Source organism: Croceicoccus sediminis (assembly GCF_007570835.1).
GTDB lineage: Bacteria > Pseudomonadota > Alphaproteobacteria > Sphingomonadales > Sphingomonadaceae > Croceicoccus > Croceicoccus sediminis.
Map to the genome: position 1 here is coordinate 783768 of NZ_SUNC01000001.1, position 13577 is coordinate 797344.

The 13577-nt window shown below is 63.3% G+C and carries 13 protein-coding genes; 9 read left to right on the forward strand and 4 right to left on the reverse strand.

The window, feature by feature from the left end; translation table 11 throughout:
* Positions 1 to 81: 81 nt before the first annotated feature.
* The 9 genes from mdh (at position 82) to FAX90_RS03575 (ending at position 10094) form a co-directional block, all read left to right on the forward strand.
* Positions 82 to 1044, forward strand: a complete 963-nt coding sequence (gene mdh, locus FAX90_RS03535; protein WP_144095575.1) for a malate dehydrogenase — start codon at positions 82 to 84, stop codon at positions 1042 to 1044.
* Positions 1031 to 1534 carry a hypothetical protein gene (locus FAX90_RS03540; RefSeq protein ID WP_144095577.1) on the forward strand — a complete coding sequence of 168 codons (504 nt, stop codon included), beginning with the start codon at positions 1031 to 1033 and terminating at the stop codon, positions 1532 to 1534. The genes mdh and FAX90_RS03540 overlap by 14 nt, the downstream gene beginning before the upstream one ends.
* A complete protein-coding gene (locus tag FAX90_RS03545; RefSeq protein WP_144095579.1) occupies positions 1531 to 2151 on the forward strand; it encodes a hypothetical protein in 621 nt (206 codons plus the stop codon). Before FAX90_RS03540 ends, FAX90_RS03545 begins: the two co-directional genes overlap by 4 nt.
* Before the next feature lie 22 nt (positions 2152 to 2173).
* Positions 2174 to 3064, forward strand: a complete 891-nt coding sequence (gene sucD / locus FAX90_RS03550; protein WP_144095581.1) for a succinate--CoA ligase subunit alpha — start codon at positions 2174 to 2176, stop codon at positions 3062 to 3064.
* A 111-nt stretch (positions 3065 to 3175) separates the two neighbouring features.
* Positions 3176 to 6007 carry a 2-oxoglutarate dehydrogenase E1 component gene (locus FAX90_RS03555; protein WP_144095583.1) on the forward strand — a complete coding sequence of 944 codons (2832 nt, stop codon included), beginning with the start codon at positions 3176 to 3178 and terminating at the stop codon, positions 6005 to 6007.
* 22 nt (positions 6008 to 6029) lie between these two features.
* The gene (gene odhB, locus FAX90_RS03560; RefSeq protein WP_144095585.1) at positions 6030 to 7253 is read left to right on the forward strand and encodes a 2-oxoglutarate dehydrogenase complex dihydrolipoyllysine-residue succinyltransferase; all 1224 of its coding nucleotides are present in this window, start codon (positions 6030 to 6032) and stop codon (positions 7251 to 7253) included.
* A gap of 41 nt (positions 7254 to 7294) precedes the next feature.
* Complete coding sequence (lpdA, locus tag FAX90_RS03565; protein WP_144095587.1) at positions 7295 to 8698, forward strand: dihydrolipoyl dehydrogenase; 1404 nt, start codon at positions 7295 to 7297, stop codon at positions 8696 to 8698.
* A 62-nt stretch (positions 8699 to 8760) separates the two neighbouring features.
* Complete coding sequence (locus tag FAX90_RS03570) at positions 8761 to 9453, forward strand: PepSY domain-containing protein (RefSeq protein ID WP_144095589.1); 693 nt, start codon at positions 8761 to 8763, stop codon at positions 9451 to 9453.
* Positions 9453 to 10094, forward strand: coding sequence for a trimeric intracellular cation channel family protein (locus tag FAX90_RS03575; protein ID WP_144096822.1), 642 nt, complete (start codon positions 9453 to 9455; stop codon positions 10092 to 10094). Before FAX90_RS03570 ends, FAX90_RS03575 begins: the two co-directional genes overlap by 1 nt.
* Here the strand turns inward: FAX90_RS03575 and FAX90_RS03580 are convergent.
* The 4 genes from FAX90_RS03580 to FAX90_RS03595 all read right to left on the reverse strand — a co-directional run bounded on the left by FAX90_RS03580 (position 10076) and on the right by FAX90_RS03595 (position 13571).
* A complete protein-coding gene (locus FAX90_RS03580; protein ID WP_144095598.1) occupies positions 10076 to 10867 on the reverse strand; it encodes a hypothetical protein in 792 nt (263 codons plus the stop codon). The genes FAX90_RS03575 and FAX90_RS03580 overlap by 19 nt on opposite strands.
* A 172-nt stretch (positions 10868 to 11039) precedes the next feature.
* On the reverse strand, positions 11040 to 11630 hold the full coding sequence (locus tag FAX90_RS03585) for a hypothetical protein (RefSeq protein WP_144095600.1): 591 nt from the start codon (positions 11628 to 11630) through the stop codon (positions 11040 to 11042).
* A gap of 201 nt (positions 11631 to 11831) precedes the next feature.
* Complete coding sequence (gene rplQ / locus FAX90_RS03590) at positions 11832 to 12254, reverse strand: 50S ribosomal protein L17 (RefSeq protein WP_144095602.1); 423 nt, start codon at positions 12252 to 12254, stop codon at positions 11832 to 11834.
* A 261-nt stretch (positions 12255 to 12515) separates the two neighbouring features.
* Entirely contained in the window at positions 12516 to 13571 is a 1056-nt protein-coding gene (locus tag FAX90_RS03595) for a DNA-directed RNA polymerase subunit alpha (RefSeq protein WP_144095604.1), read from the reverse strand.
* Positions 13572 to 13577 lie beyond the last annotated feature (6 nt).

The window sequence follows — 13577 nt, forward strand, 5'->3', positions numbered from 1 at the left end:
GAGCGACGAATTGCGGGCCGTCGCCGTGCGCTTATCGGTTTTAAACCGCCGCCCGCAGCGCGATACGAGGAGCCTAGTTCTATGGCACGCAAGAAGATTGCCCTTATCGGCGCCGGCATGATCGGCGGAACGCTCGCCCATCTCGCCGCCAAGAAGGAAATGGGCGACGTCGTCCTGTTCGACATCGCCGAGGGTATGCCGCAGGGCAAGGCCCTGGACCTGTCGCAGTGCGGCCCGATCGAAGGTTTCGACGCGAAGATCACCGGCACCAACGACTATGCCGATATCGCAGGCGCCGACGTCGTGATCGTCACTGCCGGTGTGCCGCGCAAGCCGGGCATGAGCCGCGACGACCTGCTGGGCATCAACCTCAAGGTCATGAAGTCGGTCGGCGAAGGCATCAAGAACCACGCTCCCGACGCATTCGTGATCTGCATCACCAACCCGCTCGACGCGATGGTCTGGGCGCTGCGCGAATTCTCCGGCCTGCCGCACAACAAGGTGGTCGGCATGGCAGGCGTGCTCGACTCGGCTCGCTTCGCCACCTTCCTTGCATGGGAATTCGGCGTTTCGGTGAAGGACGTGAACGCCTTCGTCCTCGGCGGCCACGGCGACACCATGGTTCCCGTCACCAGCTACACCACGATTTCGGGCATTCCGGTCGACGACCTCGTCAAGATGGGCAAGTCGAGCAAGGAAGCCATGGACGCCATCGTCCAGCGCACCCGTGCGGGCGGCGGCGAGATCGTCGGCCTGCTCAAGACCGGTTCGGCTTACTACGCACCCGCCACTTCGGCGATTGCAATGGCAGAAGCGTACCTGGGCGACCAGAAGCGCATCCTGCCCTGTGCAGCCCACCTTTCGGGCCAGTACGGCGTTGACGGCCTCTACGTCGGCGTTCCCGCGATGATCGGTGCCGACGGCATCGAGGAAGTCATCGAGATCGAACTGAACGACGAAGAGAAGGGCAACCTTCAGGTGTCGATCGACGCGGTCAAGGAACTGCTGGAAGCCTGCAAGGGCATCGACGGTGACCTGGCTTAAGACCACCACCTTTTGTGCGAGCCTGTCGGCCCTCGCCTTTGCGGGGCCGGCAGCGGCACAGTCGAAGCCGGCGACACCCGAACAGGTCGCCGAAGCTATCGACGTTTGCGCGGCGATCACTTCCTCCACGTGGATCGAGCTGGACGACCTCAGGGGTCACGGCTGGAGAAACGTGCGTAAATCGGGCGGCAATCGCCAGATGGTCGTGCGCGGCGCATATGAGAAATCCGGTAACGAGGCGTATATCGTCGTCACGAAGGAAAACCTTCGCGACAAGACCTGCATGGTCATGACGAAGCTGGACACCACGGCCGACTACAATCCGCTGGCGCGCGATGTCAGCGCGGTTATCGGCATGCCCGTGTCTCAGGACGGTTTCATTTACACGTGGCTGCGCTCTGAAAAGACGGTCGAAATGAACCCGAGCGGGGACCGTTCCTCGCCCAAGGCGCTCTTCGTCGTCTCCGCTGCGCAAGAGTCCGCCGAGTGAGGCTGCGCGCTGCCCTTCAGGCCGGTGCGGTTTCCGCGCCGATGCTGATGGCGGCACCTGCCTTTGCGGCTGACGACGTTTATCCGATCGACACGTTGTTCGCCGAATTCGCCAAGGCGTGCGGCACGATGCCCGACTATGCGGGAACCGTTGCAAGCGTCGCCGGGGCCGGTTGGGAAGCGACTGACCGAGCCGGCGTCCCCGCCCTCGCCTCCTTCATGGAATTTGCCGAAGACGCCGGTCAGAAGGCCGTTGCCGAAATGGGCGGCACGATGTCGCCCGCGGCTATTTTTCGCAACACGGTCGGGGGCGAGGAAGTCGCCATCGTCGTGACCGAAGTGACCGTCCACGGCGGCCGCGTCACCGGATGCCGCCTGTTCGATCCGGCCGAAACTCGCGATGCGGGCGCCGCAAAGATCGCGGAACTGGCTGGAAGCGAGCCCGTTCAGAAGATCGAACGGGAAGGCAACACCATCGTGAAGTTCGAGGGGCTCAGCCCGTCAACAGACAGTTTCGACTACTATTTCGTCCCGGCGGGTAGCCCGCTGGAATCCCATGTCCATTTCAACGGCCTGGCCATGAAGATCGATTCGATCGGCCCTGTCGCCAACGACTGACCCAGCAAGAGGGGAAAACCGAATGTCCATCCTCGTCGACAAGAATACCAAGGTCATCACCCAGGGTATGACCGGTTCGACCGGCACCTTTCACACCGAACAGGCGCTGGCCTACGGCACGCAGATGGTCGCGGGCGTCACCCCCGGCAAGGGCGGCACGACCCACATCGGCCTGCCCAACTACAACACCGTGCACGAAGCCAAGGCCGCGACCGGCGCGACCGCATCGTGCATCTACGTTCCGCCGCCGTTCGCCGCCGATTCGATCCTTGAAGCGATCGATGCCGAGATGGAACTGATCGTCGCCATCACCGAAGGCATCCCCGTTCTCGACATGGTCAAGGTGAAGCGAGCCCTGCAGGGTTCGAAGTCGCGCCTGATCGGTCCGAACTGCCCCGGCGTCCTGACGCCCGGCGAATGCAAGATCGGCATCATGCCCGGTTCGATCTTCTCCAAGGGTTCGGTCGGCGTCGTCAGCCGTTCGGGCACCCTGACGTACGAAGCCGTGTTCCAGACCACGAACGCAGGCCTTGGCCAGACCACCGCGGTCGGCATCGGCGGCGACCCGGTCAACGGCACGAACTTCATCGACGTGCTCGAACTTTTCCTGGCCGACGACGAGACCAAGTCGATCATCATGATCGGTGAAATCGGCGGTTCGGCCGAAGAAGAAGCCGCGCAGTTCATCAAGGACGAAGCCAAGCGCGGTCGCAAGAAGCCGATGGTCGGCTTCATCGCGGGCCGCACGGCGCCTCCGGGCCGCCGCATGGGCCACGCCGGCGCCATCGTTTCGGGCGGCCAGGGCGGCGCTGAAGACAAGATCGCGGCGATGGAAGAAGCGGGCATCCGCGTCTCGCCCTCGCCCTCGCTGCTCGGCGAAACGCTGAGCGGCCTGCTCAAGGAAATGGCCTAAGCCTTCCGGCGGTGGAGCGGCCAGGGAGGGACGGCCGTTCCGCCGCCTCCGGCTCCACCGCCAATATTACACCTGTGCCGGAACAATCCGGCCAGATGCGGGTGACTGAAAATGGGTAAAGAGAACCAGTCCTTCCTTCCCGAGCTGGAGCCCGATGGCCCCCAGCCCGGACCTTCCTGGGCCCGCAAGGGTTGGCCGCTCGACATGGGCGGCACCGACGACCTGACGGCGTCGATGGACCCCACCCGCATGAAGGCAGAGATCAAGGCCTCTGCCGACAAGAAGGGCGCAAAGCTGGACGAAAAGGCGGTCGAGGCCGCTTGCGACGATTCGGTTCGCGCCATGCTGCTCATCCGCACCTACCGCGTGCGCGGCCACCTGGCGGCCGATCTCGATCCGCTGGGCGTGTCGAAGCCTGAGCTTCCGGCCGACCTTACACCCGAATTCCACGGCTTCGGCCCGGACGATCTTGACCGTCCCGTCTACATCGGTGGCAACCTCGGTTTCGAATGGGCGACGATCAATGAGATCGTGGCGATCCTGCGCGCGAATTACTGCGGCAAGGTCGGCCTCGAATACATGCACATCTCCGATATCGAGGAACGCCGCTTCCTGCAGGAGCGCATGGAAGGCAAGGACGCCTCTATCGACTTCACCATCATGGGCAAGAAGGCAATCCTTCAGGCCGTGATCCGCGGTGAACAGTACGAAAAGTTCCTCGGCAAGAAGTACGTCGGCACGAAGCGTTTCGGCCTCGACGGTGGCGAATCCATGATCCCGGCGCTCGAATCCGTCATCAAGTACGGCGGTGCGACGGGCGTGAAGGAAATCGTGTTCGGCATGGCCCACCGCGGCCGCCTGAACATCCTCGCGAACGTGATGGGCAAACCCTACAAGGTCATCTTCCACGAATTCTCCGGCGGCAGCGCCAACCCCGACGACGTCGGCGGTTCAGGCGACGTGAAGTACCACCTCGGCACTTCCACCGACCGCGAATTCGACGGCACCAAGGTCCACATGAGCCTCGTGCCCAACCCCTCGCACCTTGAGGCCGTGGACCCCGTCGTTCTCGGCAAGGTCCGCGCGCAGCAGCGTTTCCAGGACGACATTGGCGTCGGCAAGCATCACACGGTGCTGCCGGTGCTGATCCACGGCGACGCGGCCTTTGCGGGCCAGGGCATCGTGTGGGAATGCTTCGGCTTTTCCGGCATCCGCGGCTACAACACCGGCGGCTGCATCCACTTCGTCATCAACAACCAGATCGGCTTTACGACCAGCCCGCAGTTCGCGCGTTCGTCGCCCTACCCCTCTGACGTCGCCAAGGGCATCCAGGCACCGATCCTGCACGTCAACGGCGACGATCCCGAAGCCGTTACCTTCTGCTGCAAGCTCGCGATCGAATATCGCCAGCGTTTCGGCCGCGACATCGTGATCGACATGTGGTGCTATCGCCGCTTCGGCCACAACGAAGGTGACGAGCCCAGCTTCACCCAGCCGCTGATGTACCAGAAGATCCGCAAGCACCCGGGCGTCGCCTCGATCTATGCGAAGCGGCTCGAGGAAGAAGGCGTGATCGACGGCGGTTTCGCGCAGGAAGCCATCGACAGCTTCACTAGCCAGCTCGAAGACGAATTCGAAGCGGGCAAGAGCTACAAGGCGAACGAGGCCGACTGGTTCGGCGGTCGCTGGGCCGGGCTCAACAAACCTGCCGACCCCGAAACCGCGCGCCGCAACATCGCGACCGGGATCGAGGGCAAGCTGTTCGACGGCCTTGCCCGTACGCTGACGACCGTTCCCGAAGACGTGAAGATTCACAAGACGCTGAACCGCGTCCTCGACGGTCGCCGCGACATGTTCGAAAGCGGTGCAGGCTTCGACTGGGCGACGGCGGAATCGCTGGCCTTCGGGTCTCTGCTGGCAGAGGGCTTTTCGGTCCGCCTGTCGGGCCAGGATTCGGGTCGCGGCACCTTCTCGCAGCGTCATGCCGTCTGGGTCGATCAGGAAACCGAGAACAAGTACATCCCGCTGTGCCATGTCCCGCACGGCCACTTCGAGGTCTATGACAGCCCGCTTTCCGAATATGGCGTGCTCGGCTTCGAATATGGCTATGCCCTGGCCGATCCGAAGAGCCTCGTGCTCTGGGAAGCGCAGTTCGGCGACTTTGCGAACGGCGCGCAGATCATGATCGACCAGTTCATCGCGTCGGGCGAGGCAAAGTGGCTTCGTGCCAACGGGCTCGTCCTGCTGCTGCCGCACGGGTACGAAGGCCAGGGGCCGGAACACTCCTCCGCACGTCTCGAACGCTTCCTGCAGCTTTGCGCAGGCGACAACATCCAGGTGTGCAATATCACCGAACCGGCGAACTACTTCCACGTGCTTCGCCGCCAGATGCTGCGTTCGTTCCGCAAGCCGCTGATCATCATGACGCCCAAGTCGCTGCTGCGCCACCCGATGGCCAAGTCGACGAAGGACGAGTTCCTCGGCGACAGCCACTTCCGCCGTATCGTGTCCGACACGAATGCGCCGGCGGACGAGGACGTCAAGCGCCTGGTCCTTTGTTCGGGCAAGGTCGCTTACGACCTGATCGAGGCACGCGATGCGGCCGGGCAAACCGACACCACGATCGTGCGTATCGAACAGCTCTATCCCTTCCCGGGTGAACCGCTGGCGCTGCGCCTGTCGCGCATGAAGAACCTCGAAAAGGTTGTCTGGTGCCAGGAAGAACCGAAGAACAACGGTTCGTGGTTCTTCGTGGAAAGCCAGATCGAGCAGGCCCTGTCCGAAGCGGGATCGCCGGTAAGCCGTCCCCGTTACGCGGGCCGCGCCCCGTCCGCATCGCCGGCAACGGGCCTCGCCAGCCGCCACATCGAACAGCAGACCGCGCTTGTTGCGGACGCCCTCGGCCTCTCGGTCGAAGACGTCATCGCAGCGCGCCAGAAATAAGATCGGTAAAGGAAACAAACCGATGAGCACTGAAGTCAAAGTCCCCGTACTGGGCGAATCGATCTCCGAAGCCACTGTCGGCGAATGGCTGAAAAAGCCCGGCGAAGCGGTTGCGCAGGACGAACCGATCTGCAGCCTCGAAACCGACAAGGTCGCGATCGACGTCAACTCGCCTACTTCGGGCGTGATGGGCGAACTGATGGTGGCCGAAGGCGATACGGTCGTCGTCGGCGCGGTCATCACCACGATCGCCGATGGCGCGGGCGCAGGCGACAAGACCGTCTCGCCCCGCAAGGACGAGGATACCTCGGTCCCGTCGCAGTCCACCCCTGCCCCGGCAGAAGGCGATGACGCTGTCGTTCTGTCGCCCGCGGTCCGCCGCGCGGTGCTGGAACACGGCATCGACCCCACGACGGTCAAGGGCACCGGCAAGGATGGCCGCCTGACCAAGGAAGACGTCCTGGCTGCGGCAGAAGCGAAGAAGAGCGGCGCCGCCCCGGCAGCCGCGCCCGCCCCTGCCGCCGGTGAGGCGCCTGCCGCATCGGGCCGCAACGTAGAGCGGGTGAAGATGACCCGCCTGCGCCAGACGATCGCAAAGCGTCTGAAGAGCGCGCAGGACACTGCCGCCCTCCTCACCACCTTCAACGATGTCGACATGACCGCGGTCATGGAAGCGCGGTCGAAGTACAAGGACCTGTTCGCCAAGAAGCACGATGTGCGCCTCGGCTTCATGGGCTTCTTCACCAAGGCCGCCTGCCTTGCGTTGAAGGACGTGCCCAGCGTCAACGCCCAGATCGAAGGCGACGAAATCCTCTACCACGATTTCGTCGACGTTTCGGTCGCGGTCTCGGCCCCGAACGGCCTGGTCGTCCCGGTCCTGCGCGATGCCGACAAGAAGGGCTTTGCCCAGATCGAAAAGGACATCGCCGACTTCGGCAAGCGTGCCAAGGAAGGCGCCCTGACCATGGAAGACATGAAGGGCGGCACCTTCACGATTTCCAACGGCGGCGTTTTCGGATCGCTGATGTCGACCCCGATCATCAACCCGCCGCAGAGCGCGGTCCTGGGCCTGCACCGTATCGAGGACCGTCCGGTCGTCGTCGACGGCCAGATCGTGATCCGACCGATGATGTACATCGCGCTGTCCTACGACCATCGGATTATCGACGGGCGCGAGGCTGTTACGGCACTGAAGATCATCAAGGAAGCAATCGAGGATCCGACGCGCCTGCTGATCGACCTTTGATCGCGCGCCTTCCTTACGCAGCATAAAGACGAGAATAGACAATGGCTGAATTCGACTTCGACGTGATCGTCATCGGCTCCGGACCCGGCGGCTACGTGGCCGCGATCCGCGCGGCGCAGCTGGGCCTGAAGACGGCCTGTGTGGAAAGCCGCGAGACGCTGGGCGGTACCTGCCTCAATGTCGGCTGCATTCCGTCAAAGGCGCTGCTCCACGGCTCGGAACTGTTCGAGGAAGCAAAAGACGGCACGCTGGCCAAGTTCGGCGTGAAGATCCCGGCCCCGGAACTCGACCTGTCCGCTCTGCAGGGTGAGAAGTCGACGGCGGTCAAGGAATTGACCGGCGGCATCGCGTTCCTGTTCAAAAAGAACAAGGTCACCTGGCTCAAGGGTCTGGGTTCCTTCGTCGACAAGCACACGGTAAAGGTGGGCGAGGAAGAGCATTCTGCCCGCAATATCGTGATCGCCACCGGATCGTCGGTCACCCCGCTTCCGGGCGTGGAGATCGACAACGATGCCGGCATCATCGTCGACAGCACCGGCGGCCTTGCGCTCGACCGCGTGCCGAACAAGATGGTCGTCATCGGCGGCGGCGTGATCGGGCTTGAACTCGGATCGGTATGGCGCCGCCTTGGCGCAGAAGTCACGGTCGTCGAATTCCTCGATCAGCTCTTGCCCGGCATGGACGATTCCATCCGCAAGGAAGCGGCCAAGATCTTCAAGAAGCAGGGCATGGAGCTGAAGCTCAGCACCAAGGTGACCGGCGCAGAAGTGAAGGACGGCAAGGCAACCCTCACCGTCGAACCGTCGAACGGCGGCGATGCCGAGACGATCGAGGCGGACTGCGTCCTTGTCGCCATCGGCCGGAAGCCCAACACCGACGGTCTGAACCTTGAGGCCATTGGCCTGTCCACCAACCAGCGCGGCCAGATCGAACCCGATCACGACTTCCGCACCAAGGTCGACAGCGTCTGGGCCATCGGCGACGTCATCCCCGGCCCGATGCTGGCGCACAAGGCCGAGGACGAAGGCATTGCCGTTGCCGAGAATATCGCGGGCGAACACGGCATCGTGAACCACGCCGTGATCCCCAGTGTCGTCTATACGATGCCCGAAATGGCGGGCGTCGGGCTGACCGAACAGCAGGCGAAGGACGCAGGGCACGAGGTCAAGGTCGGCAACTTCCCGATGATGGCCAACAGCCGCGCGAAAACCAACCGTGAGCCTGATGGCTTTGTAAAGATCATCGCCGATGCCGAAACCGACCGTGTCCTTGGCGCATGGTGTATCGCCAGCCTTGCCGGCACGATGATCGCGCAGATCGCGCAGGCCATGGAATTCGGCGCGACGTCGGAAGACATCGCCTACACCTGTCACGCGCACCCGACGCACTCCGAGGCCGTGAAGGAAGCGGCAATGGCCGTGCGGGGCAAGCCGATCCACATCTGATCCTTTCGCGGGATTTGACGAAATAGCCCTCCGCCCGCAGACATGCGGCCGGAGGGTTTTTCATGTCTCAGAAAACGATGCGCCTGTTCGCCAAGTGGCACATCTGGCTTGCCTGGCTGGCGGGCGTGCCGCTGCTCATGTGGACAGTCAGCGGCCTCGTCATGGTGGCAAAGCCGATCGAGGAAGTGCGAGGCAGTCACCTGCTGAAAAACACCGAGAAACGCGCCATACCGCCCGGCCACCTCGCCCGCATGCTGATCGAGGGTGAGGACCGCCCGGTGGAGCTGCGCACGCGGATGCAGGGCAATTCGGCGATTACCAGCGCAATCTATGCCGATGGCAAGGTCGAACGCTATTTCGCGCGCTCCGGCGCGCCGGTTCCCGAAATCGACGTGGCCGCCGCCCGAACGATCGTCGCGATGGAAATCGACGGCGGTGACGAAGTGAGCGAAATACGCTTCTTCGCGCCTGACGAGGTACCGCTCGATTTCCGCCGCCCGATTCCGGTCTGGCAGGTCGTTCTGAAGGACGGCACCCATGTCTATGTCGGGCGCGACAGCGGCGCGATCGAGGCGGTTCGCACGCGTTGGTGGCGCCTGTTCGATTTCATGTGGGGCCTGCATATCATGGACCTTGAAGAGCGCGAGGACACGCACCATCCGATCCTTGTCGCCTTCGCGGCGCTTAGCGTGGTCTTTAGCCTGATCGGCATCGTCCTGATGTTCCGCCGCCGCAAATCCCGCGTCACCGCGTGATGGACATGCTGGCCGCCTTTCCGTGGTTCGAAATGCTGGGGACGTTCGTCTTCGCGCTGTCGGGCGCAATCGTCGCAGCGCACTTGCGCCAGACGATGGTGACGGTCTGCTTTTTCGCGTTTGTTACCGGCGTTGGCGGTGGATCGGTTCGCGATGTCATGCTGGGGCAGGAAGCGTTCTGGATCGCCGATCCCTATACCTTGCCGGTGGTTCTGATCGCCGCGCTTCTGGCATGGTTCAGCCCCGTGCGATGGTGGCAGGGGCGGCTTCTGGAATGGGCCGACGCCGTCGGGCTCGCCGCCTTTGCCGCGCTGGGCACGGCAAAGGCGCTGTCGTTCGGAGTCGCACCACTATCGGCCGTGGTGCTGGGGGTCGTGACGGGCTGCGTCGGCGGCATCATCCGCGATGTCGTTGCGGGCGTGCCGTCGATCCTGATGCGGCCGGAACTCTACGTGACGGCGGCGGCGCTATCTGCGCTTACCGCGACGGTGCTGCTGATGCTCGACGTGCCGCGCGCACCGGCGCTGGCCGTGGCGACGGTGCTGGGCCTCGCGCTGCGCGGAGCCGCCCTGATCTGGCGGATCGAGCTGCCGGCCTATTCAAGGCACGGCAGCGATCCCGATCATCCGACCAGCGCATAGTCCGGACCGTCGGCCGTTTCATAGCGGTCGTCGGCCTCTCCGCGTTCCCAGGTCCTGCTTTCGTCGTCGGCCTCGGCGTCCTGCTCGACAGGCGCCGGAGTGGAGCCCTGATCAATTCGGGCACGGGCGTCAGCGTAGTAGTCGTCGCCATAGCGGCTGTCGCGTGCCGGACGGACCGTCTCGTCGGCGCGGCCATAGCTGCGCGATCCGATTTCGATATCGATGTCCCGCACGCGCCCACTGGCGTCGATCTCGCAGTCGAAGCGGCCGCCATTTGCCAGATCGCCTTCGACACGCCAACCGCTCGCGTCCCGCTCAGCCGTATCGACGCTGCGCACACGCTCGCTGCGCTCGACCTCGTCGACACATTCCTCGATCGCACCCTCGATGCCGCGGCGCGAATTGTCGGCGTACCGGCGATCGTCATAGCGGCTATCGTAAGGGCGGCGGCTGTCGCGGTCGTAATCGCGATAGCGATAGTCGTCGTCCCGGCGCTCACGATACTTGCGCTCCTGGGCGTTCTCCGCCGCCTTGGCGATGGCAACGACCCCACCCAGGATCAGGATGCCAGCAAGAACATCGCCTCCGTCGACCCGGTTACGGTGCCAGCGGCGATGATGCCTCCACCCATGGGCCGTCTCGTCCTCGATGGTCCACATCCCCTGCGGGGCGTTGGCAGAGGGCGTAATCGGCGCGGCCTGTACCGGCACGGCCATCGAAGAAGCCCCCAAAAGGGCAGCAGCCCCGGCAGCAGAACGGAAGAAATTTTTCATGGTTTGCGATCCCTGAATACCGGAGACCCGAAGCCGAGTCCCTGACACTGTACGCCAATCTAGGTCCGAATGTCTTTCCGGTCCCTGAACCGCAGATAAACGAAGGGCCCGGCAGGAAGGGGTTCACCGCCGGGCCCAACGTGGGCATCAGTTGTCATTGCTGGCAGGAGGATCAGCGCAGACCGCGGATGCCGGAGTAATCGATGTCGCGAATGCGGCCATACTTGATGTCGCAAGTGAACTTGCCGCTGTCCCAGCCCCGCATGGAATTGTTCCAACCGCGGTAATCGCGGCCCCAACCGCGACCATAGTTGCCGCCACGGTAACCGCTGTCGACGGCAATGCGGCCCTTCACGCGGTAACCGCCCTTCTTGCGATCGACATCACGGATGTCCGTCACCTTGGCGCGGGCAAAGCCATAGCGACGCGCATCACGCTCTGCGGCGCGGACGCACCGCTCTACCGATGCGCGGGCGTTGTTGCGGCGGTCGTTATAACCGTGGCGGTCATAATCGCGGTAACGGCCATCGCGATAACGACCGTCGCGGTAATCGCGGTCGTAGTAATAGTCGCGGTTCTTGTCCTTGCTGGCGGCGCTGGCGATGGCGGCGATACCGCCAATGATCAGGGCCCCTGCAATGACGTCGCCAGCATCGATACCGTCGCGCTCATAGCGGTCGCGGGCCATGGCGGGGCTGGCCGAGGCAAGAGCCATCGCGCCGGCCGCAGTAGAGCCAATGATGGCTTTAGAAAGAGTGTTCATCGGTGCGATCCTTAGTCCTGACCGGACGGAATAGCCCGGACGAGACTCTGGATAGCAATGAGGCCATGATGTGATCCTGAATTCGAGTTACAGCCTTTGTTCAGAAAAAAGGTGAGTTTGATGAATGCGCAGCCCCAAAAGAAAAGGCGCCGGTTGCGTGACTGCAACCGGCGCCCTTCTGGCTGACAAAGATGCCTGAAATCAGGCTTCTTCGAATTCTTCTTCGTCGCTCATGACCGGACCGGAATCCTGGCCCTTGGCATCGACGTCGCGGTCGACCAGCTCGATGATAGCGACCGGAGCGGCGTCCGAAGCGCGGATGCCGGCCTTGATGATGCGGGTGTAGCCGCCGTCACGATCCTTGTAGCGTTCTGCAAGGACGTCGAACAGCTTGGCCAGCTGCGCATCGTCGAGCAGCTTCGAGTTTGCTAGGCGGCGGTTCGAGAGACCACCGCGCTTGGCGAGCGTGATCAGCTTCTCGACGTAGGGACGCAGTTCGCGAGCCTTCGGCGTGGTGGTCTTGATCTGCTCATGCTTGATGAGGGCTGCCGCCATGTTGCGCAGGAGGGCCTTGCGGTGGCCGGTCTTACGCTGGAGCTTACGCCCACCCATCTTGTGACGCATTGTCTTTTCCTTCTTCTGTCCGACCCTTCCGGACGGGAAACCGGTTCCCGCTTTCCCTGAAGGGATCGGTCGTTCGTTAGGGGCCCGTATGAGGTAACCCGTACCCGGTGCCCGTTAGCGGTCGGCACCTTCACCGTAAAACCAGGCGGCTCATTCACATTCCGGGGCGCCGAAGGCGACACCCGCAAGGCCGAACGGCCGCCCGAGCTTATGCGAGGAAGCCAAGCGGCCCGGATGGGACGCGCCCGGCGCTTGAGGGCCTTAACCCAGCAATTCCTGTTCGAGCTTCTTGGCCATCTCTTCGATGTTCTCCGGCGGCCAGCCGGGGATGTCCATGCCGAGGCGCAGGCCCATTGAGGAAAGGACTTCCTTGATCTCGTTGAGCGACTTGCGGCCGAAGTTCGGCGTACGGAGCATCTCGGCCTCGGTCTTCTGGACCAGGTCGCCGATGTAGATGATGTTGTCGTTCTTGAGGCAGTTTGCCGAACGGACCGACAGTTCCAGCTCGTCGACCTTCTTGAGAAGGTAACGGTTGAGCTGGTTCGCATCGCTCTCTTCCGGGGCCGCGGCAACGCCGGCGACCTGCGGTGCGCCCTGCGGAATGCCTTCCTCGAAGTGGACGAACAGAGCCAGCTGGTCCTGCAGGATCCGCGCTGCGTAGGCAACGGCGTCTTCCGGCGTGACCGTGCCGTCGGTTTCGACGGTCAGCGACAGCTTGTCGTAGTCCAGTTCCTGGCCAACGCGAGCGTTCTCGACCTTGTAGGAAACCTGGCGGACCGGCGAATAGAGCGAATCGACCGGGATCAGACCGATCGGCGCGTCAGCCATGCGGTTCTGGACGGCCGGGACGTAACCCTTGCCGGCGTCGGCGGTCAGCTCCATGTTGAGCGTCGCACCTTCGTCGAGGTGGCAGATCACGAGGTCCTTGTTCATGACCTCGATGTCGCCCGAAACCTGGATATCGCCAGCCTTCACTTGGGCAGGGCCGGTAGCCGAAAGGTTCAGGCGCTTCATGCCTTCGCCTTCCATCTTCAGCGCGACCTGCTTGATGTTGAGGACGATGTCGGTGATGTCTTCACGAACGCCTGCAAGCGAGCTGAACTCGTGCAGGACGTTGTCGATCTTGATCGACGTGATCGCGGCGCCCTGCAGCGAGGACAGCAGCACGCGGCGCAGAGCATTGCCGAGCGTCAGGCCAAAGCCGCGCTCGAGCGGTTCGGCAACGAAAGTCGCGCGCAGCTTGGCATCGCCCTGCGACTTTATCTCGAGGCCGTTGGGCTTCTTAAGTTCCTGCCAGTTCTTGATATTGACAGACATGGACTT

Excerpts from the sequence above, each read along its gene's own strand:
- odhB (WP_144095585.1), top strand. The coding sequence starts at position 6,030 with ATGAGCACTGAAGTCAAAGTCCCCGTACTGGGCGAATCGATCTCCGAA.
- FAX90_RS03555 (WP_144095583.1), top strand. The coding sequence starts at position 3,176 with ATGGGTAAAGAGAACCAGTCCTTCCTTCCCGAGCTGGAGCCCGATGGC.
- lpdA (WP_144095587.1), top strand. The coding sequence starts at position 7,295 with ATGGCTGAATTCGACTTCGACGTGATCGTCATCGGCTCCGGACCCGGC.
- FAX90_RS03595 (WP_144095604.1), bottom strand. The coding sequence starts at position 13,571 with ATGTCTGTCAATATCAAGAACTGGCAGGAACTTAAGAAGCCCAACGGC.
- mdh (WP_144095575.1), top strand. The coding sequence starts at position 82 with ATGGCACGCAAGAAGATTGCCCTTATCGGCGCCGGCATGATCGGCGGA.
- FAX90_RS03585 (WP_144095600.1), bottom strand. The coding sequence starts at position 11,630 with ATGAACACTCTTTCTAAAGCCATCATTGGCTCTACTGCGGCCGGCGCG.
- FAX90_RS03580 (WP_144095598.1), bottom strand. The coding sequence starts at position 10,867 with ATGAAAAATTTCTTCCGTTCTGCTGCCGGGGCTGCTGCCCTTTTGGGG.
- FAX90_RS03570 (WP_144095589.1), top strand. The coding sequence starts at position 8,761 with ATGTCTCAGAAAACGATGCGCCTGTTCGCCAAGTGGCACATCTGGCTT.
- FAX90_RS03575 (WP_144096822.1), top strand. The coding sequence starts at position 9,453 with ATGGACATGCTGGCCGCCTTTCCGTGGTTCGAAATGCTGGGGACGTTC.
- rplQ (WP_144095602.1), bottom strand. The coding sequence starts at position 12,254 with ATGCGTCACAAGATGGGTGGGCGTAAGCTCCAGCGTAAGACCGGCCAC.
- sucD (WP_144095581.1), top strand. The coding sequence starts at position 2,174 with ATGTCCATCCTCGTCGACAAGAATACCAAGGTCATCACCCAGGGTATG.